The 18,450-nt window shown below is 59.2% G+C and carries 13 protein-coding genes and 2 pseudogenes; 7 read left to right on the forward strand and 8 right to left on the reverse strand.

What is annotated here, in order from left to right:
- Positions 1-105: 105 nt before the first annotated feature.
- Together HK44_RS22250 and HK44_RS22255 are read right to left on the reverse strand one after the other, a co-directional pair.
- On the reverse strand, positions 106-1,449 hold the full coding sequence (locus HK44_RS22250) for an aryl-sulfate sulfotransferase (protein ID WP_019691757.1): 1,344 nt from the start codon (positions 1,447-1,449) through the stop codon (positions 106-108).
- 23 nt (positions 1,450-1,472) lie between these two features.
- Complete coding sequence (locus HK44_RS22255) at positions 1,473-3,845, reverse strand: TonB-dependent receptor (RefSeq protein WP_019691756.1); 2,373 nt, start codon at positions 3,843-3,845, stop codon at positions 1,473-1,475.
- A 166-nt stretch (positions 3,846-4,011) separates the two neighbouring features.
- Between HK44_RS22255 and HK44_RS22260 the strand changes: the two genes are divergently transcribed.
- Positions 4,012-4,956: a LysR family transcriptional regulator gene (locus tag HK44_RS22260; protein ID WP_019691755.1), complete on the forward strand. Its 945-nt coding sequence runs from the start codon at positions 4,012-4,014 to the stop codon at positions 4,954-4,956.
- Between the two features lie 215 nt (positions 4,957-5,171).
- Positions 5,172-6,788, forward strand: a complete 1,617-nt coding sequence (locus HK44_RS22265) for an alkaline phosphatase family protein (RefSeq protein WP_019691754.1) — start codon at positions 5,172-5,174, stop codon at positions 6,786-6,788.
- A gap of 106 nt (positions 6,789-6,894) precedes the next feature.
- Here the strand turns inward: HK44_RS22265 and HK44_RS22270 are convergent, their stop codons facing one another.
- Complete coding sequence (locus tag HK44_RS22270; RefSeq protein WP_019691753.1) at positions 6,895-7,815, reverse strand: TauD/TfdA dioxygenase family protein; 921 nt, start codon at positions 7,813-7,815, stop codon at positions 6,895-6,897.
- Positions 7,816-7,998: 183 nt separating this feature from the next.
- Between HK44_RS22270 and HK44_RS22275 the strand changes: the two genes are divergently transcribed.
- The gene (locus tag HK44_RS22275) at positions 7,999-8,919 is read left to right on the forward strand and encodes a LysR family transcriptional regulator (protein ID WP_019691752.1); all 921 of its coding nucleotides are present in this window, start codon (positions 7,999-8,001) and stop codon (positions 8,917-8,919) included.
- A 150-nt stretch (positions 8,920-9,069) separates the two neighbouring features.
- A pseudogene (locus tag HK44_RS22280) lies at positions 9,070-10,095 on the forward strand (IS110 family transposase).
- Positions 10,096-10,387: 292 nt separating this feature from the next.
- Here HK44_RS22280 and HK44_RS22285 read toward each other — a convergent pair.
- Positions 10,388-11,401 carry an ABC transporter substrate-binding protein gene (locus tag HK44_RS22285; protein ID WP_019691751.1) on the reverse strand — a complete coding sequence of 338 codons (1,014 nt, stop codon included), beginning with the start codon at positions 11,399-11,401 and terminating at the stop codon, positions 10,388-10,390.
- Between the two features lie 356 nt (positions 11,402-11,757).
- Here HK44_RS22285 and HK44_RS22290 point away from each other — a divergent pair, with 356 nt between their 5' ends.
- From HK44_RS22290 to HK44_RS22300, 3 genes are read left to right on the forward strand one after another with little or no spacing between them, the layout of a single operon-like run.
- On the forward strand, positions 11,758-13,356 hold the full coding sequence (locus HK44_RS22290; RefSeq protein ID WP_019691750.1) for an ABC transporter permease: 1,599 nt from the start codon (positions 11,758-11,760) through the stop codon (positions 13,354-13,356).
- Entirely contained in the window at positions 13,353-14,168 is an 816-nt protein-coding gene (locus tag HK44_RS22295; RefSeq protein WP_019691749.1) for an ABC transporter ATP-binding protein, read from the forward strand. The genes HK44_RS22290 and HK44_RS22295 overlap by 4 nt, the downstream gene beginning before the upstream one ends.
- Before the next feature lie 14 nt (positions 14,169-14,182).
- On the forward strand, positions 14,183-15,793 hold the full coding sequence (locus HK44_RS22300; RefSeq protein WP_019691748.1) for an arylsulfatase: 1,611 nt from the start codon (positions 14,183-14,185) through the stop codon (positions 15,791-15,793).
- Between the two features lie 528 nt (positions 15,794-16,321).
- Here HK44_RS22300 and HK44_RS22305 read toward each other — a convergent pair.
- The 4 genes and pseudogenes from HK44_RS22305 to HK44_RS22320 all read right to left on the reverse strand — a co-directional run.
- Complete coding sequence (locus HK44_RS22305) at positions 16,322-16,597, reverse strand: hypothetical protein (protein ID WP_019691747.1); 276 nt, start codon at positions 16,595-16,597, stop codon at positions 16,322-16,324.
- Positions 16,594-17,574 carry an integrase domain-containing protein gene (locus tag HK44_RS22310; protein ID WP_019691746.1) on the reverse strand — a complete coding sequence of 327 codons (981 nt, stop codon included), beginning with the start codon at positions 17,572-17,574 and terminating at the stop codon, positions 16,594-16,596. The genes HK44_RS22305 and HK44_RS22310 overlap by 4 nt, the downstream gene beginning before the upstream one ends.
- On the reverse strand, positions 17,558-17,911 hold the full coding sequence (locus tag HK44_RS22315; protein ID WP_019691745.1) for a hypothetical protein: 354 nt from the start codon (positions 17,909-17,911) through the stop codon (positions 17,558-17,560). The genes HK44_RS22310 and HK44_RS22315 overlap by 17 nt, the downstream gene beginning before the upstream one ends.
- Positions 17,904-18,410: pseudogene (locus HK44_RS22320) on the reverse strand (DUF3987 domain-containing protein); the annotation flags it as partial. The pseudogene HK44_RS22320 and the gene HK44_RS22315, both read right to left, overlap by 8 nt.
- Between the last annotated feature and the right edge of the window lie 40 nt (positions 18,411-18,450).

Raw genomic sequence — 18,450 nt, forward strand, 5'->3', positions numbered from 1 at the left:
AGCCTTACCCCATAAGGGCTCCGGCCAGGTGATCGAAACCACATGCTTTTTATGCATTGAAAATATTCCAGGAGGGCATCGTTTTCGGCGCGCCAGCGACGCGGATCAGCGACTGGCACTGGTCTGCGGCACACCAAGTTCCGGCGCGATCACCGCCGTTTCCGAGCGCGGCGTACCTTTCGGCACCCAGTCGTAACTCACCGGCAAAGCGCGGTAGACCCAATTGCTGATGGCATCGCTGCCCGGCGCCTTGCCCAGATAAGGGCTGACGTATTCCCAGACGTTTTCACCGCTGGCCGTCACCTGGAAAAACCGTCCGTTCATGCCTTCATCGATCAACGTATTGCCGTTGGGCAAGCGTCGAGCGCTGCTGATGAATGAGCTGTAGAACGCCCAGCCTGGTTGTTTCGAGTTGGCGGCGCTGTATTGCCAGACGATCTCGTTTTTCAGCGGGTCGATTTCCAACACCCGCGAGCCGGAAATCAGCCCCAGAGTGACCGACGGATAACCCGCCGAGCCCTGGTTATCGAACACCAGCAGATTGCCTGCGCCCGGCAGGCCGGCGGAAATGATGTGGGCGTCATGCTGCCCCACGAACTGATCCACCGGACGCGGCAGTTTTTGCTCGGTTTTCGGGTCGATCAGCGGCAGGTTCGGGCCGAGGCGCCAGACCACTTTGCCGCTGAGCTTGTCGATGATTGCGATGAAGTTGGCGTTGCGCGAATCGATCAGCAGGTTGTCCGGGCTGAAGCGTTTGTCGCCCGCGTCGAACCACTTGTTCGGCCCCACGAGGCTGAGGTTATTGATGTGCAGGTAGTCCGGGTTGTCGCTGGCATGCACCAGTTTCAGTTGCTCTGGGGTAAAGCCGAATTCATCGAGGTGCTCGGACGCCAGCCACTGCCATTTGACCTCGCCCTTGGGGCTGACTTCGTAGATGGCGTCGTCGATGACTTCGGGCACTTTGAACCCGGCAACCTTGTGCACCTTGTTCGCCAGAACCACGGTGTTGCCATTGCTCAAACGACGCTGATCGTGGTGCTGCTGCGCGGCTCCGCCGGTTGGCTTGTCGCCCCATTGCCAGACCACTTTGCCGTTCCAGTCCAGCTCGCCGACGCTCTGATTGCCCAGCCCATTGCCGGCCGAACCGAGTTTGCCGGGGTCCTTGTCACTCAGTTGCAGCAATACATGACCGCGCTCACCACCCACCAGTTTCGGATCGATGATCGCCGAAGGAAAACCGGCCTGCGGCCAGGTTTTCACGTCGTTGCCGTTCATGTCGATCAGGTGCGTCTGTTTGTCGGCGCCGCTGAAAATCACGTACTGGTTGAAGGCCTTCGCCGGGTCGTAGCGGGTGACACCCGTGGGGTAAACGCTAGGCGCCGCAAGGGCTTCGGCACTGACTACTACGCCGGACAACAACACCGGTATAGCCGCTTTGATGCTCAACATGATGGTGCTCCTTGAATGTCAGATCAGAAGTCGTAGCGACCAGTCACGCCCAGGGTCCGTGGTGTGCCGAGCAAGCCCTCGTAACCGCCGTTGGAACCGGTCCAGAGAGTCGTGTAGTAGGTTTTATCAAAGGCATTTTTCAGCCACAGTGAGACGTCCCACTGCCCCTGCTTGAAGTCGCCGCGCAGGCCGGTGGACAGGTTGACTACGGCGTAACTCGGGATCTGGCCGAAGTCGGAATCCTCCACCGTACCCACCGCTTTGGAGCGGAACGCGTAGCTGGCGGTGACGTACTCTTCGAAGCCGTTACTCAGGTTCCATTTGTATTCGCCATTGGCGTTGCCGATCCATTTCGACGCGCCGACCACCTGGTGGCCGGTGAGGTCGCAAGACGCTGGAGCCCCCGGCGCCAGGCTAACTTCCGGCGGGCATGGCGCATCTTTGTACGAGAGGTAGCTGACGTCGTTGTAGGAACCGTTGAAGTTCAGCGTCAGGCCGCGCAACGGGATCAGCGTGCTGTCGAATTCCACGCCGCGCGAACGCACCGAGCCGGCGTTGGTCAGGTATTGCACGCGGTTGACGTCGTCGTAGGCGTTGGTCTGATAGCCGTTGACCTGGGTCCAGAAGACGTTGGCGTTGAGCTGCAGGCGGCGGTCCCACAGCGTGCTTTTGAAACCGAGTTCGGCGTTGTTGGCGCGCTCGGTGCCAATCAGCAACGAGTCGGCGCCAGCGACCGGTGCCGTGCCGACGGCCAGGTTCACACCACCGGATTTCTCGCCGTGGGACACGGTCGCGTAGCCGAGCAGGTTATCAGTGAAGTGGTAGCTGAGGTTGAGCAGCCCCGAAGGACTGGAGCTGTACTGATTCAAATCACCGGAGTCGTAAACCCCAGCGCGACCGCGCCTGACTGTCGCCGCCGCACCGGTGACCGCCGCACCACCCACGGGTGCATCGCGGTTGACCCAGGCATTTTTCTCTTCATAAGTGCCACGCACGCCGGCGGTGAAATCCAGCTGCTCTGTGAGGTGCCAGGTGCCCTGGGCAAACAGTGCGAAGCTGTCGGTCTTGATGTGGCCTCTGCCAACGCTGTCGATGTTGGCCAGCGCACCCGCTGGCGTGCCGTTCCAGATGTCCGCCTGCGGGCCGTAATAGGCGAAGGATTTGTTGTCCAGGTCGTTGCCGAAGTAATAGGCGCCGAGCACGTACTCGAAGAAGCCGCCAGTGGGCGAGGCCAGGCGAAATTCCTGGGAGTATTGTTTGTCTTCTACAGAGACCCCGCCGTTGTAGGTCGCCGAGACATTCAGGCCGTCATCGTTACGCGGGGTGAAATTCCACCAGCGATAGGAGCTGATCGAGGTTAGGGTGAAGTCGCTCGGTAGCGTCCAGTTCGCCTCGACCGAGGTGCCGCCCTGATGCACAGTGACGTGCTGATCGTTGTTCAAGTTGACCTTGCGATGTGTGCCATCGACCAGCGTGGCCCCCGCGGCATTGGCCCGGGCCTGATAAAGGTTGACGCCGTTGATGGTCGGCCCGGTATTGTACAACACGCGGGTGCCAGCGCTGGAATCCTCTTCGTTGTAGTCACCGATCCAGCGCAGGTTGAACGATTCGTTGGGCTTGAACAGCAGCTGCCCACGGAAGCCGTCGCGCGAGCCACCGTTCAGGTCGTGGCCGTCGTATTCGTTTTTGATGTCGCCATCGCTGCGGGTGCGATAAGCGGAAAAACGCCCGGCGAGTTGGTCATTCAACGGGCCGGAAATCGTGCCCTTGGTCTGGAAATAACCGTCCTCGCCCACCGAACTCTCGATGCTGCGCTCCGGGGTGAAGGTCGGCGCGCGCGTGCTGATGTTGATCACGCCGGCCGTGGTGTTCTTGCCGAACAAAGTACCTTGCGGGCCGCGCAGCACTTCGAGCTGCTCGATGTCCATCAGGTCGAACACCGCCATGCCCGGCCGCCCTAGGTAGACGTTATCGATGTACAGCCCGACGCTGCCTTCCAGGCCATCGCTGGCCGGATTGTTGCCCAGGCCACGGATCGACACGCTGGACTGGCGCGCATGCATGTAGGCGACGTTGACGCTGGGCACCAGTTGCTGCAAATCCTGGATGCGATAGACCCGCTGGCTTTCCAGCACCTGGCCGCTGACCACGCTCATCGGTGTCGGTACATCCTGCGAGCTTTCCTCGCGACGGCGGGTGGTGACCGTCACGGTTTCCAGCTGCGCGCCATCGGCTTTGGCCTGGCCTGCAACGGTGGCTGCGGGAACCGTTTCGGGCGTGCTGGCGTCAGCGGCCTGTGCCTGGGTCCAACTGGCGCTCCCCGCCAGCAGCAGGGCCAGGGGCAGGCGTTTGAGCCGTCGGGGCGTGAGGGGTGAGGCGAGGTTCAACGGGCTCATTTAGCGGCTCCAGGTCAAAAAACACACAAAGACTTTTCAGTAGTGCATATTCTTTAAAGTTATTTATTTATGTTTTTACAAAAATTTACTGCATAAGAGATTGCCTTTATAAGGAGTCGACCTAATGCATATCCAATGCATTTCCCCGATATTTTTTATGTGAAAAATGCATATCGATTTGCGCCAGCTCCGTCACTTCATTGCCCTCGCCGACCAGCGCAGCTTCGTCGCGGGCGCGATGGCGGTGAACCTGTCGCAGTCGGCCTTCAGCCGCAGCATTCAGGCGCTGGAACACAGCGTCGGTTGTCAGTTGGTGGACCGTGGACGCAAGGACCTGGCGCCCACAAAACAGGGCCAGGTGTTGCTCGAACATGCGCGGCGGCTGGTCAGCGGCGCACAGCAGATGGCCAACGAGATCAGCCAGTTCAATGGCCTGGAGGCCGGCGAGCTGCGTTTCGGCTGTGGTCCGGCGCCCGCAGCAGGGCTGGTCCCCCGGGCGATCGGCAGCTTCATCGGCCGCTACCCCAAGGCACGGGTGCAATTTCAGGTGGATGACTGGCAAAGCCTGAGCAAGCGCCTGCTGAGTGAAGAGTTCGAATTCTTCGTCGCCGACACCCGGCAATTCGAAGCCGACCCGGACTACCTGACCCAACGCCTGCGTCCGCGCAAATGGCACTTCTGCTGCCGCGCCGGACATCCACTGGCCACTCGCGAAAGCGTCAGTGCCGCCGAGTTGATGAGTTATTCGATGGCGGTGACCATCCGCCCGCCCAACCTGCGCAAAGTCATCGTCGACTTGAGTGGCCGGCCGGATTTCACGCCCAACGTGGAATGCGAAAACAGCTACAGCCTGCTCGGTGTGGTGATGCGTTCGGATGCGATTGGCATCATCGGCGAGTATTCCGATGCACTGCATAACGCCAAGGGTCAGATGGTGCGCTTGAAGATCGACGGGCTGGCCGATGACCTGGAAGAGTTGTACACCCGCTATGGGATTGTCAGTCGCGCGGGGTATCGGTTGTCACCGTTGGCCGAGGCGATGATTGCGCAGATCAAGGAGGTGGATGCACAGGATGAAGAGGTGTGTTCGCTGGAGAACTTCGCTGTTTGAGCTGGCCTCATCGCTGGCAAGCCAGTTCCCACAGGGATCAATGGTGTTCACAAATTATGTGTCCGCCACAGAACCTTGTGGGTGCTGGCTTGCCAGCGATAGCGTCAGCCCAGGCAGCGATGCACCCCCTGCATAAAAACCATTTCCCAAACGCACTTGCCTCAACCCCTCTCCAGCAGCGAAAAACCTCGCCTGTCTTTCGATCTGTGAACCCCATGTCCAACACCCCAAACCCTGTGCGCAACGTGCTGTACATCATGTGCGATCAACTGCGGCGCGATTACCTGTCGTGCTACGGCCACCCGCATCTGCACACGCCCAACATCGATCGCCTGGCCGACGCCGGCGTGCGTTTCAGTCGTGCCTATACCCAAGGCACGATCTGCGGGCCGTCGCGAATGTCGGCCTACACCGGGCGCTATGTCAGCAGTCATCAGGTCGCCTGGAACGCCGTGCCGCTGCCGCTGGATGAACTGACCCTCGGTGATTACCTGCGGCCCCATGGCATACGCACCGCACTGGTGGGCAAGACCCACGCCACACCCAATCTCGATGCCTTGCAGCGACTGGCCATCGACCCGCTGGGCGATCAGGCGGCGGTGCTGAACGAAGTCGGTTTCGAGCCGTTTTTCCGGCATGACGGGATCTTCCCGGACGACCCATTGTTCGATGACAAGCGCGAGTCCGCGCCCTACACCCACTACCTGCGTGACCTCAGTTTCGAAGGCCGCAACCCGTGGCACGACTGGGCCAACGCGGCTGAAGGTGAACAGGGCGAAATCCTCAGCGGCTGGAAAATGCGCTACGCCCATTTGCCGGCGCGCGTGCCGGAGCAGCATTCGGAAACCGTCTACACCACCGGCCGCGCCCTGGACTTCATCGCCGAACAAGGCGAGCAGCCATGGTGCCTGCACCTGTCGTACATCAAGCCCCACTGGCCCTACATCGCCCCGGCGCCGTATCACGCGCTGTATGGCGCAGAACAGGTGATCGAGCCGGTGCGTGCGTCGGCAAGCGCAGCCAGTGATCACCCGGTGTACAACGCGTTTCGCCAGCACGAAGAGAGCCTGAATTTTTCCAGGGACGAAGTGCGCTTGAACGTGGTCCCGACGTACATGGGCCTGATCAAGCAGGTCGATGACCAGCTTGGGCGGCTGTTTGATTTTCTGCAGAGCAGCGGGCGTTGGGATGACACCCTGATCGTGTTCACCAGCGATCACGGCGACTTCCTTGGCGACCATTACCTGGGGAAAAAAGAGTTTCTGCTGGAGCCGGCGGTGGGTATTCCGCTGATCGTTCGCGACCCACGCCCGGCCGCGGACATCACCCGCGGATCGGTGGACGAAAGGCTGGTGGAAACCATCGACGCATTGCCGACATTTCTTCAGGCTTTGGGGTTGCCGAGCGCCGAGCATCGGCTTGAAGGACGCTCGCTGATTCCCTTGCTGCATGGCGCGCAAACCGACTGGCGCCGCTTTGTGATCAGTGAATACGACTACGCGTTTCAAGCGCCGGCACGGGAGCGATTGTCTCAACCGATCGACCGCTGCCGCACGACCATGGTGCGCAGCGAGCGCTGGAAATACCTGGCGTACGACGGCTTCCAGCCGCAGCTGTTTGACCTGCTCAATGATACGCAGGAGTTACGGGATTTGGGTGCGGACCCGGCGTATGCGTCGGTTCGAGAAGAGCATGCGGGGTATTTGTTTGAGTGGGTACGTGGTTTGAAACGGAGGACGACGATCAGCCATCAGGAGATTGATTTGCGTGGGCAGCGGTTTCGTTATGGCGAGCCCGAAAGCGAGAAATTGGTACAGATCGGCGTTTGGTGAAAAAACATCGCTGGCAAGCCCGCTCCCACAGGGTTTGGTGTCGTTCACGTCCATTGTGTTCAACACCATTCATTGTGGGAGCTGGCTTGCCAGCGAAGGCGTCAGATCAAACGCCGCCGATATCCGGCCCCTTCACCGTCTGACTGCGTTGCCCCGAAACCCCGATTGCCACTTCGCCCTTGAGCGTCACACGACGCACCACACGGTCCTGGGTGCCATAGTCGTCCACCGCGTAATGCTGGGTGGAGCGGTTATCCCAGATCGCCACATCACCGGCCTTCCAGCGCCAGCGCACGGTGTTTTCCTGGCGGATGACGTGGCTTTGCAGCAGGCCGAACAGGTGCGCCGAATCCGCCTGGGAATAGCCCTTGATGCGCTTGACGAAATGCCCCAGCAGCAAGCTTTTCTCGCCGCTGATCGGGTGCACGCGAACCACCGGATGCTCGGTCTCGTACACGGTCGAGGTGAAGACCTTGCGGTAGCGCTCCAGCTTCTCCGCCGAAACGTCAGGCTTGGCGCTGGCGTAGTCATATTCGTTGCTGTGCACGGCCACGAGTTTATCCGCCAGTTCACGCAACTCCGGCGCCAGTTCGTTGTAAGCGGTGGCGGTGTTGGCCCATACCGTGTCGCCGCCGAAGGCCGGTGCCACCACCGAGCGCAGGATCGAAGCTTTCGGGTAGGCATCGACGAAGGTCACATCGGTGTGCCAGGAGTTGGCGCGCTGGCCTTGGGCACCATCCAGTTCGAACAGAAAACGGGTGCCGTCACGGACCGGCACGGTTGGGTGCGCCACTGGTTCGCCTAGCAGTTGAGCGAAGGCTTCCTGGAGCTGATCGTCGAGGTGGGCCTGCTCGCGGAAAAAGATCACTTTGTACTGCACCAGCGCTTGCTGGATCGCTTCGACGGTGGCGGCATCCAGCTCACCGGAGAGGTGCACGCCACGGATCTCGGCACCGATCCGACCGGCCACCGGATGGATTTCAAGCGCGTGAACAGCGGGTTTTACAGCTAAAGCGGCATTGCTCATGGGTAGACCCTCGATCGGACTGCTGACGGTGGAGTGGCAGCGAAACAACGCTCTATCTATATTCTATCTAGATCTAATAGATATTCACGTGATTCGTTGACGGAATAAGAGCTTGCATTTAAAACCTCAATCAACCTTTGTCGCAAATGCCTTCGAGCTATTTTTAGGATGCCGGGAAAGCATATGGATCTTCGCCAGTTACGCTACTTCATCGCCCTCAACGAACACCGCAGTTTCGTCCGCGCGGCGGATGCCATGGGCATCACCCAACCGGCGTTCAGCCGCAGTATTCAAGGGCTCGAGCAGGAGTTCGGCTGCGTGCTGGTGGACCGAGGCAACAAGGATTTGCGCCCCACGCCCGAAGGCCAGGTGGTGCTGCAACATGCACGGAGCCTGGTGCAAGGCGCAGCGCTGCTCAGCGCCGAAGTGAAGCAGATGACCAAGCTCGACGCCGGTGAGTTGCGCTTCGGTTGTGGAACCGCCCCGGCGGTGAAACTGGTTCCGGATGCGGTGGCGCAATTCATCAATGCCCACCCCAAAGTGCGCACCTGTTTCGAAGTGGATAATTGGGAGAAACTCAGCCGTGCACTGAGCCGCGAAGAGATCGAATTCTTCATCGCCGACATCCGCCATTTCGAAGCCGACCCGAACTTCCAGACCCAGGCCCTGAGACCCAAGCGCGGAGTGTTTTTCTGCCGTCCCGGGCATCCGCTGCTGGCCAAGGAAAGCCTGTCGACTAACGACATGTTCGACTACCCGCTGGCAACCACGCTTATTCCGCCGGGCATCCGCAAACTGCTGGCGAACCTCAGCGGGCGCATGGACTTTTCCCCGACCATCGAGACCGAGCATTTCCCGGCGCTGGTGAAAATCGTGCTGCAATCGAATGCCATTGGCGTGGGCACAGAAGAAGCGTTCGTCGAGGACATTGCCCAGGGTTCGCTGGTGCTGCTGCACTGGCGCAATCTGCCGCAGAACATCGAGAGCATGAATGCCCGGTGCGGGATCGTCAGCCGCACCGGGTTCAGGTTGTCGCCGGCGGCGCGGGCGATGATTGAGATGTTGGTGGCGGTGGACAAGCAGGAGATCCCTATTGCAGTTTAGGGCCTCTTCGCGAGCAAGCCCGCTCCCACACTCGACCGTGGCGAACACAACATCTGTGTACGACGCAGATCAATAATGAAATGGCTACCCCCGCCGCCCCCTGTGATCGCCCACTAAGCTTTCGCAGGGGGCTCATCGGAGACCGTTGCCATGAACAAAGTAGCTATTGCCGCCATCGATCTGGGAAAACACTCTTTCCATCTACACGCGCAAGATGATCGTGGTCATGAGCTTTACCGCAAAAAGTTTACTCGTGCGGCGCTCATGCAGCACCTGATGAATCTCGAACCCTGCACCGTTGTGATGGAAGCCTGCGGCGGAGCCCACTTCATGGCGCAGGAGGTCGCGAAGCTGGGACATACGCCCAAGCTCATTGCCCCGCATCTCGTACGCCCTTACGTGAAAAGCAACAAAAACGACTTCGCTGATGCCGAGCGATCTGCGAGGCGGCGACTCGTCCAACAATGCGCTTTGTACACCCCAAAACCCAGGCTCAGCAGCTGCTGGCCATGCTCAACTCGACACGCGATTCGTTCATCAAAGAGCGCACCGCGACCGTCAATCGGATTCACGCAGCGCTTTTGGAGGTCGGCGTCAGTCTGGCCACAGGCTTCAAGCCCATCAAAGAACTGCCCGCTCGGCTTGAAGCGAGTTCAATTCCTGTGCCCATCAAAAAACTTCTGACGAGGTTGCAGGAGCACTTCACCTATCTGGATGGGCAGATCAAGACGCTGGACAAGGAAGTGGAATGCCAGGCCGCCGAAGATGATCTGGCGGCTCGTTTGATGACCATGCCCTGCGTAGGCCCGATCACCTCCAGCGTCCTGGCTGCCGAATTGGGCGATGGCAAGCAGTTCAAATGCGGCCGAGGCTATTCGGCCTCAATCGGGCTGATACCCAAACAGCATTCTACGGGCGGCAAGACCGTCCTGCTGGGCATCAGCAAGCGAGGTGATCGCAACCAGCGGCGCCTGCTTGTCCAATGTGCCCGTGTTTACCTGATGCAACTGGACCGACAGAAAGGCTGGCTGGCGGACTGGGTCCGGCAGCTATTGGCCCACCATCACTCCAACCATGTGGTCTGCGCGCTGGCCAACAAGCTGGCAAGGATCGCCTGGGCGATTGCTGGCCCACCACACTGAATTTGATGCAGGGCCAACCGCGATGAACGCCTGACCCTGCTGTCACCCGAGCACCACCCACCTGGTTTTGCGATGCTGGATAACAGATGACGTGAACGGCTAACCGGCCTGACGACAACCCTGAGCTCCCACACGGCTGAAAGGCCGTTCGAATAATTAGGATCGTTAGGCATCGATTCTCATCGAGGCGCGGGGTTGCCACCCCACACAGACGCCGGATAGATGAAAGCAAGCCAAACACGCATCAAAAACAGTATTGCAGAAAAGGGGGTAACCATAGATGTGGGAGCTTGCTCACGATGAGGCCAGCAAGCCCGCTAAAAATTTTAGAGTTTTGCCGCAGCCAACTTAGGCGCCACCCAATCGCTTACCTTGAACGCCTTGCGAATCAGCTTCTGCTGCGAAGCCAAATCCACCGCATCCTGTAATTTACCCAGGAACACCGGGTCCAGGGTCGAGGGGAAAACTTCGCTCAATTTCTGGTCCTTCAAATCCTGGGTAAGAATCACCGGCGGGTAACTCGCCAGCCCTGACACCAACTGAATGTACGCTTCCTTGTTGCTGTCCTGGGTCAGCCATTGCACCGCCTGCTGCTGGGCCTTGAGCAATTTCGCCACCACCTCCGGGTGCTCGTCCACGAACTTTCCATTGCCCACCAAGACGGCCTGGACACTGCCTGCGCCCCCCAGGTCCTTGGTGGTCAACGGCAACTCGGCCAGGCCTTTGGCTTGCAATGCCGTCAAGTTGGAACCGCCCCACGATGCGTCAATTTGCTTGGCAGCGAGGGCCGCAACCGCTCCGTTGAAATCCAGGTTGATGATCTTCAGGTCTTTCTCGCTCAGACCCTGGCTGGCCAGCGCCGCATCGAAAGACAGCTGGCTGGCGGTGCCACGAAAGATCGCCACGCGCTTGCCCTTGAGGTCCTGCAGGGTCTTGATCCCCGAGCCCGGCACCACGCCGAGGTAATGCTTCACCCCGCGCGCCGAGGCACTCAACACCCGCGTATCCAGGCCATTGGATTTGCCGATGATCGCCGCCAGGTCGCCGAGGTACGCCAGATCGACTTGATCGTTGGCAAAGGCTTCGTTGATCACCGGGCCTGCGCCTTTGAAGAAATTCCACTGAATCTTGATGCCCTGATCGGCAAAGGCCTTTTCGTAAATCTGTTGGTCGCGCAACACGTCCACCACGCCGCCTGCGCTGTGTTGAGTGCCAGCGCTGAGGTCTGGTACGGCGATGCGGATTTCCTTGAGTTCAGCGGCCTGGGCGGTGAACGCCAGCAAGCCCACCAGAGCCGGTACGGCGAACAGACTGAGGACATGTTTGAAGGGGATGCTCATGAGTACGGCTCCTGATAACGGCGTTGAAGATCTGAAAGTAGGCTGAATCGTGACCTTCACTTAAATACTATAAATTCACACATTTATATCTTTTAGAACTAAGCGAGCAAGTACGGGGCGCCTGGAGCGATATGCATGACCAGCATGGAAAATATTCTTCGAATGCATTGGATGTGTATTGCCTGGAGGCCTTAAATGGTCTCACTTATCTCTCAATAGCATTAATGTATATTTTTATATAACCGTTTTAGTGTTCTTGAAATCGCCAAGATCGCTGCCTTCGGAAGCTCCTACATGGCCGCGATCTTTTGATCTTGATTCCCGAACCGCGAAAAACCCGACAACGGAGGTCGCCCATGGCCCGTGTATCCCTAATCAGCCTGCCGCTGGCCGCGCCACCGCTCAACGGTCGGCGGCTATGGCCAACACTGAGCCAACGACTCTTGCCCTGGCTGCTGCCACTCAGCCTGTTTGCACTGTGGTGGCTGGCCAGCCGCAATCACTGGATGAGTGAACAAATCCTGCCGGCACCATCACTGGTTTGGAACAGTGCGGTGGAGCTCGCACTCGGCGAGTTGTGGAGCCATTTGTGGATCAGTCTGCAACGCCTGTTCTGGGGGCTGCTTACAGGGATCACCGCGGGTGCGATATTGGGCGTGGCGCTGGGTTTCAGCCGCACGCTCGAACGCCTGGTATTCCCGACATTCGCCGGTTTGGCGCAAGTCCCGACACTGGCGTGGATTCCACTGTTCATGGTGTTTTTCGGCATCGGCGAAGTGTTGAAACTGGTGGTGCTGTTCAAGGCCATCGTGGTGCCGGTGACCCTGCACACGTTGGTAGGCGTGCGTGATGCGCAACCCAAGCTACGTGAAGCCGCTGCGGTGCTGCGCCTGCCGCCACGATTGCTGATTCGCCGACTGGTGTTGCCCGCCGCATTGCCGGCCTTCATGGCCGGCGTTCGCCTGGCCCTGGCCGCTGGCTGGACCTCATTGCTCGCCGTCGAACTGCTCGCCTCCAGCGAAGGCATCGGTTACTTGATGGTCTGGGCGCGACAGTTGTTCATGCTCGATATCGTGTTCGTGTGCATCGTCGTGATCGGTTTGTTCGGCGTGGTCATGGATCGTGGTATCGGCCTGCTGGACAAAAAACTGGTGCACTGGCCGCATCCCGCCACCGCCGAAATCCGCCGTGGCCCTAAGTATCAGAGTTGGCAGCGCCTGCAACCCTGGTTGCTGCCGTTGGCGTTACTACTGCTGTGGCAATGGGCAACGAACCGGCAATGGGTCGATGCCAACATTCTGGTCAGCCCGCTGACGGTGCTGAACACCACCTGGAACGGCCTGCTCAACGGCACGCTGATCAGCGGCATGGCCCTGAGCCTGGGTCGCACCCTTGGCGGTCTGTTGCTCGGCGGTGGCCTCGGCTTTGCCCTGGGCTTGTTGCTGGGACTGTCAGGAACCTGCGAACGCGTACTCGGCCCGCCCCTCGCCGCGCTGCGGCAGATCGCGATTTTCGCCTGGGTGCCGCTGCTCACGGCATGGTTCGGCTTGGGGGAACTGGCCAAATGGGTATTCGTCGCCCTCGCCGCATTTTTCCCATTGTTCATCGCCACCCAACGCAGCGTCGCCAACCTCTCGCCGCAACTGAACGAGGCCGCACAAGTGCTGCGCCTGAATCTCCGGCAACGCCTGCGCCGACTGGTGCTGCCGGGCGCCGCGCCAGGAATTTTCGCCGGGCTCAGGCTGAGCCTGATCTACGCCTGGCTTGGCACCATCGGCGCAGAATATTTCATGCCGTCCAACGGCGGCATCGGCAGCCAGATGATCGGCGCCCAACAACTGCTGCGCATGGACCTGATCATGGCCGGCATGTTGCTGGTCGGCCTCACCGGCGCCCTGCTCAACCTCATTGGCCAACGCCTGGAAATCCGCGCCACCCGCTGGAGACACGCATGAACGCACCGATCGTCAGCTTCAATCACGTAGGCAAATCCTTCGACGTCGACGGCTTCGAACTGGAGGCCATTCGAGAATTCAACCTGGACATTGCCGAGGGTGAATTCGTCGCGATTGTCGGCTCCAGCGGCTGTGGAAAATCCACTTTGCTGCGGCTGCTGGTGGGCCTGGATACGCAGTTTCGCGGGCAGATCAGCGTCGACGGTAAAGCCGTCACCGGCATCGGCGGCGAACGCGGCATCGTCTTTCAGGAGCACCGTTTGTTTCCCTGGCTGACGGTGGCTGACAACATCGGCCTGGGCCTGATCAACGAGTCACTGAGCGCTGATGAAAAGCAAAAACGCATCAGTGATTTCATCGATCTGGTGGGCCTGCGCGACTTCAGCCGCGCCTATCCACATCAGCTCTCCGGCGGCATGGCGCAACGGGTGGCGATCGCTCGCGGGCTGGTGGCCAGCCCGCGGATTCTGCTGCTGGACGAACCCTTCGGCGCCCTCGATGCCCTGACCCGCCAACAGATGCAGGACGAACTGCTGGCGATCCGCGCTAGGGCAAAAATCACCACGATCCTGGTCACCCACGATGTCGAGGAAGCGATCTTCCTCGCCGATCGCGTGGTGGTGATGGAGCCGCGTCCCGGGCGCATCAAGCAAGTGGTCGACATCGCCCTGCCCCATCCGCGCCAGCGCAGCAGTTTCGACTTCCACCGGCTGCGCGAAGAACTGCTGCACGAACTCACCAGCGACGACCACTACCAACCGCCTGTACCGGTGCAGGTACGTGATTTGCCACTGTCTTTCATTGCCTGCTGAACAGGAGATTCTTGATGCCGCAACGTCCCAACTTTCTGGTGATCCTGGCCGATGACCTGGGCTTTTCCGATATCGGCGCATTCGGAGGCGAGATCGCCACGCCGAACCTGGACGCCCTGGCCAACAACGGCCTGCGCCTGACCGATTTCCACACCGCGCCCACCTGCTCGCCGACCCGCTCGATGCTGCTGACCGGCACCGATCACCACATCGCCGGCATCGGCACCATGGCCGAAGCATTGACACCGGAACTGATCGGCAAACCCGGTTACGAGGGGTATCTGAACGACCGCGTCGTGGCCTTGCCAGAGCTGCTGCGCGAGGCCGGTTATCAGACGTTGATGAGCGGCAAATGGCATCTGGGCCTGACCGCGGAGCTGGCGCCCCATGCCCGCGGTTTCGAGCGTTCGTTCTCGCTACTGCCGGGCGCCGCCAACCATTACGGCTTCGAGCCGACCTACGACGAACACACCCCGGGCCTGCTGAAATCCACTCCGGCGCTGTACATCGAAGACGATCAGTTCATCGATGAACTGCCGAAGGATTTCTATTCCTCCGATGCCTTCGGCGACAAGCTGCTGCAGTACCTAAAGGAGCGCGATCAGACCCGGCCGTTCTTTGCTTATCTGCCGTTTTCCGCGCCGCATTGGCCGTTGCAAGCGCCTGCCGATGTGGTCGAGAAATATCGCGGCCGGTATGACGCAGGTCCCGAAGTGCTGCGCCTGGAGCGCCTGGAAAAACTCAAGGCCCTGGGGCTGATCGACGCTGATGTAGAGCCGCATCCACTGATCCAGCTCAGTGCCCAATGGGACGCCTTGAGCGACGAACAACGGCAGATTTCCGCACGGGCCATGGAGGTGTATGCGGCGATGGTCGAGCGTATGGACTGGAACATCGGTCGCGTCGTCGACTACCTGCGCAATCAGGGGCAACTGGACAACACTTTCATCCTGTTCATGTCCGACAACGGCGCCGAAGGTGCGCTGTTGGAGGCCTTCCCGAAATTCGGTCCGCAGTTGCTGACCTACCTCAATCAGCATTACGACAACAGCCTGGATAATATCGGCCGCGCCAACTCCTACGTTTGGTACGGACCGAACTGGGCGCAAACGGCGACTGCGCCTTCACGACTATTCAAGGCATTCACCACCGAAGGCGGTATTCGGGTGCCAGCGCTGGTGCACTACCCGCAACTTCCGCTCAAGGGACAGATCAGCCATGGGTTTGGCACCGTGATGGACATCACGCCAACCATTCTTGACCTCGCCGGGGTACGTCATCCAGGCAAGCAGTGGCGCGGCAAGGAAGTGGCAGAATTGCGTGGGAAGTCGTGGCTAGGGTTTCTGTCCGGCGAAACGGCGCAGGTGCATGACGAACACACCGTCACCGGTTGGGAGCTGTTTGGACGACGAGCGATTCGTCAGGGGCAATGGAAAGCAGTTTACATCCCGGGGCCGGTGGGGCCGGCGACTTGGCAGCTTTATGATTTGGGAAGCGATCCGGGCGAGATTCATGATTTGGCATTGAGCCAACCCGAGAAGCTCAACCTGCTGATTGAGCATTGGCAGCAATATGTGGCTGAGACCGGGGTGATTTTGAGTAAGTCACCGTATCAGCCGGATTGATTTTTTTTGACCTCAAGAGCTGTGCCGCTACGAACCGACCAAGGCCAAGCGTGGCGGATGGTAAAAGCCACATAAAAATTCCCGCCAATCGGCGGGACTTTTTTGCCGGACATTAGTGCGGAGACCTTAATTCAAATTACCGTATTAAAATAACTTAAAAAAAGGCCCGTTTTAAGGTCAGTTCTAACGGAGAACTCACTAAACAAAAGACATGCACGAGTAATCAACAGGTCTTTTCAACAACAATTCCAACGTTTCATCAATCACGTTCGTCCTAACGCCTGGGTTCTCAGCGTGGCCGGTTTCATCATCATGGTTCCGGTTTACCTGACCCAGATCATTTCAGTACGTCCAATTCCTGGCCGGTTATTTGAACCGCCCACAAGATTCCTTTCTAACAACCCGGGTCGCTTTTTTGCCATTGCTACGCGGTTCTTCGAGCAGGTTCATTCAGCAGAGAACATCCACGCTGAAATAGATGACGACGAACAAGCGAGCCTGGACGGCTGCCTACTCACGAGTCGAGCGTTAGATCAGCAATTCTCGGTTATTCCCCAATCGTTTCCAGATCAATAGAGCGGTGAGTCGATAGTAATACCGGGTAGCGTTGGAATGGTCTTTCAGGTGCTGAGTGAAAAACCAGCGCACATGCTTGAGCTGCCAGGTCCAGGGATTGTCTCGCTGCCATCGTTGTTGAATAGCCGCTTGCATGAGTCGGGCTTGCCGTAGGTGGCGTTGTTGTGTGAGCTTCGAGCCGCTCAGCACGCCGTTCAGGAACAGTGTCATATCGAAGGGCTTGGTCACGCTCTGCCTCCAATGTAGGCACTCACCACGTCGATGCGGTTATGCCCCAACTCGTGGCTGATCTGCTGTCGTGCACGCTGATCGAGTGCTCGTTCCTTTCGATGAACACGACCGCCATTAACGGGTGCAGGGAAGCCCGTCAGTTGTTCATAGCGCTCACAGGCGTAAGCCGCTCGCAGTTCATGAAAGCCTTTCAATCCATGCTCATGCAGGATGTCCCGTGCCGGTCGCACAACTGCCTGCATAAAGTCTTTGTAGCTTTCGTCGGGCGCCAACAAATTCCGGCTGCCATTGGGTGAGGTCGCGCTGGCCCAATCTAGGGCATCGCGAACTTGATCCGTTACCGTAATCCAGCGCGGTGCCGAGGCCCCTGATCGACCACCTTTGGTGCCATCCTGGATGTTGATCTTGCCCAGTTGCCGAACCTCACGTTGCAGTCGGGGCAGATCGGCCAGGATCGCTTCGCGCAGGCGCATACCAGTCTCACGGGCGAGTAGCACAATGGCACTCACCCTCGATTGCTGACGATCTGACAGCGCCCGTGCGATCAACTTGACCTGCGCCCGGTCTAGGCCTTGCGGAGCCTCACTACGCACGCTTGAGCGCTGCAAGCCCAGCGCCTTACTCGGACTCGGTATTTTGACGTACTGATCACCGCGCAGCGCGGCCATCGTTCGGTTCACGGTGGACAGTCGGTTCTGTGCGGTGGCAATGCCGACGTTGCCCTGATCAACCTGCTCCCGCACGTGGACGGCGTACCGCATGAGGATCTCGCGGTCTATCTGGCGCGCGTCGTTGACCCTCGGCCCTTCATCGGATCGACACCACTGAACGAATGACTGCCAGCGATCGCTATGGGCTTTGACGGTAGCAAAGTGGCCGTCGCCAAACAGATCTTTCAAGGCTTGCGGTCCGGCATAGCTGAGCTGGCGACCGAAGCCGAAATTGCGCCCAGCTCGCTTACCGACGCGAGCCATTTTTCTGTTCCTGATCGACTGCCGCGAGCTCGCACAAAAGAGCTCGCCAGTGTGCACTCACAATAGCGAACTGGCCCCAATCAGTCGGGCGAAAACACAGCGTGTTGTCGGTGACGTAAAGATCCGCACCCTCCTCTTTCAACCATTGAATAATGGCTGTCGTAGAGGCGATAGCTTTATGGGTGGTAGCGACACTGGCGACAGCGGCGACAACCCTCGTCCTGCTTGGTTTTGAGCGTGGCGACAAAGTGGCGACAGTAGCGGCGACAAATCGCGCTTTGGGCTCCTTTTGACGCTGAGCCAGATGGTTGCGCAGCGCTTCATCAAGATTAAACATGGCGCACCTCGAAGGTGTGGCCGTCGGTGATCAGCCACTGATGATCAAGCAACTCGACCAGAAGCTTGGTGGCATGGCGACTGCTCTTACGGGCAAAGCGGGGACCGTTGCGATTCAGGTCCCGAATACTGAAGCGCTTCCAATCTTTGACCTGCAGCCAGCGCAACAACCGGTCTGCCTCCTCTTTTACCCGGCACACCGGCTCCTGTTCGGTCAGGCGCTGGATCTCGGTGAGGTAGTAACCGACTAAGGTGGAGGCCCGCTGGATATGGTCAACTTCCACGACACTGCTCTCCTCCACCACTGCCAGGATGCCAGCGACGCGCAGCAGGTTGTCGGCGGCCTTCGATCCACTAGGCCGTATGCTGGCCAGTTCCCCAAACTCACCCAACTGGGCTTCGATGGCGTCATGCAGATCAATCCAGCGGCGGCGCGCCAAAGGACTGAGGTTTAGCGGTGAGAGGCGCAAAGCACCGTCAGAGGAGAGCGACAAAGGCTGAAGAAGCACAAAATCCTCATGCCCAGCGGCTTTGGCAAAC

This window comes from Pseudomonas fluorescens HK44 (genome assembly GCF_000217955.3).
GTDB lineage: Bacteria > Pseudomonadota > Gammaproteobacteria > Pseudomonadales > Pseudomonadaceae > Aquipseudomonas > Aquipseudomonas fluorescens_AQ.

Bases quoted from the DNA above. Each gene is read 5' to 3' on its own strand.
- HK44_RS22315 (WP_019691745.1), bottom strand. From the start codon at position 17,911: ATGTTTAATCTTGATGAAGCGCTGCGCAACCATCTGGCTCAGCGTCAA.
- HK44_RS22290 (WP_019691750.1), top strand. From the start codon at position 11,758: ATGGCCCGTGTATCCCTAATCAGCCTGCCGCTGGCCGCGCCACCGCTC.
- HK44_RS22300 (WP_019691748.1), top strand. From the start codon at position 14,183: ATGCCGCAACGTCCCAACTTTCTGGTGATCCTGGCCGATGACCTGGGC.
- HK44_RS22255 (WP_019691756.1), bottom strand. From the start codon at position 3,845: ATGAGCCCGTTGAACCTCGCCTCACCCCTCACGCCCCGACGGCTCAAA.
- HK44_RS22310 (WP_019691746.1), bottom strand. From the start codon at position 17,574: ATGGCTCGCGTCGGTAAGCGAGCTGGGCGCAATTTCGGCTTCGGTCGC.
- HK44_RS22275 (WP_019691752.1), top strand. From the start codon at position 7,999: ATGGATCTTCGCCAGTTACGCTACTTCATCGCCCTCAACGAACACCGC.
- HK44_RS22250 (WP_019691757.1), bottom strand. From the start codon at position 1,449: ATGTTGAGCATCAAAGCGGCTATACCGGTGTTGTTGTCCGGCGTAGTA.
- HK44_RS22260 (WP_019691755.1), top strand. From the start codon at position 4,012: ATGCATATCGATTTGCGCCAGCTCCGTCACTTCATTGCCCTCGCCGAC.
- HK44_RS22265 (WP_019691754.1), top strand. From the start codon at position 5,172: ATGTCCAACACCCCAAACCCTGTGCGCAACGTGCTGTACATCATGTGC.
- HK44_RS22270 (WP_019691753.1), bottom strand. From the start codon at position 7,815: ATGAGCAATGCCGCTTTAGCTGTAAAACCCGCTGTTCACGCGCTTGAA.
- HK44_RS22295 (WP_019691749.1), top strand. From the start codon at position 13,353: ATGAACGCACCGATCGTCAGCTTCAATCACGTAGGCAAATCCTTCGAC.
- HK44_RS22285 (WP_019691751.1), bottom strand. From the start codon at position 11,401: ATGAGCATCCCCTTCAAACATGTCCTCAGTCTGTTCGCCGTACCGGCT.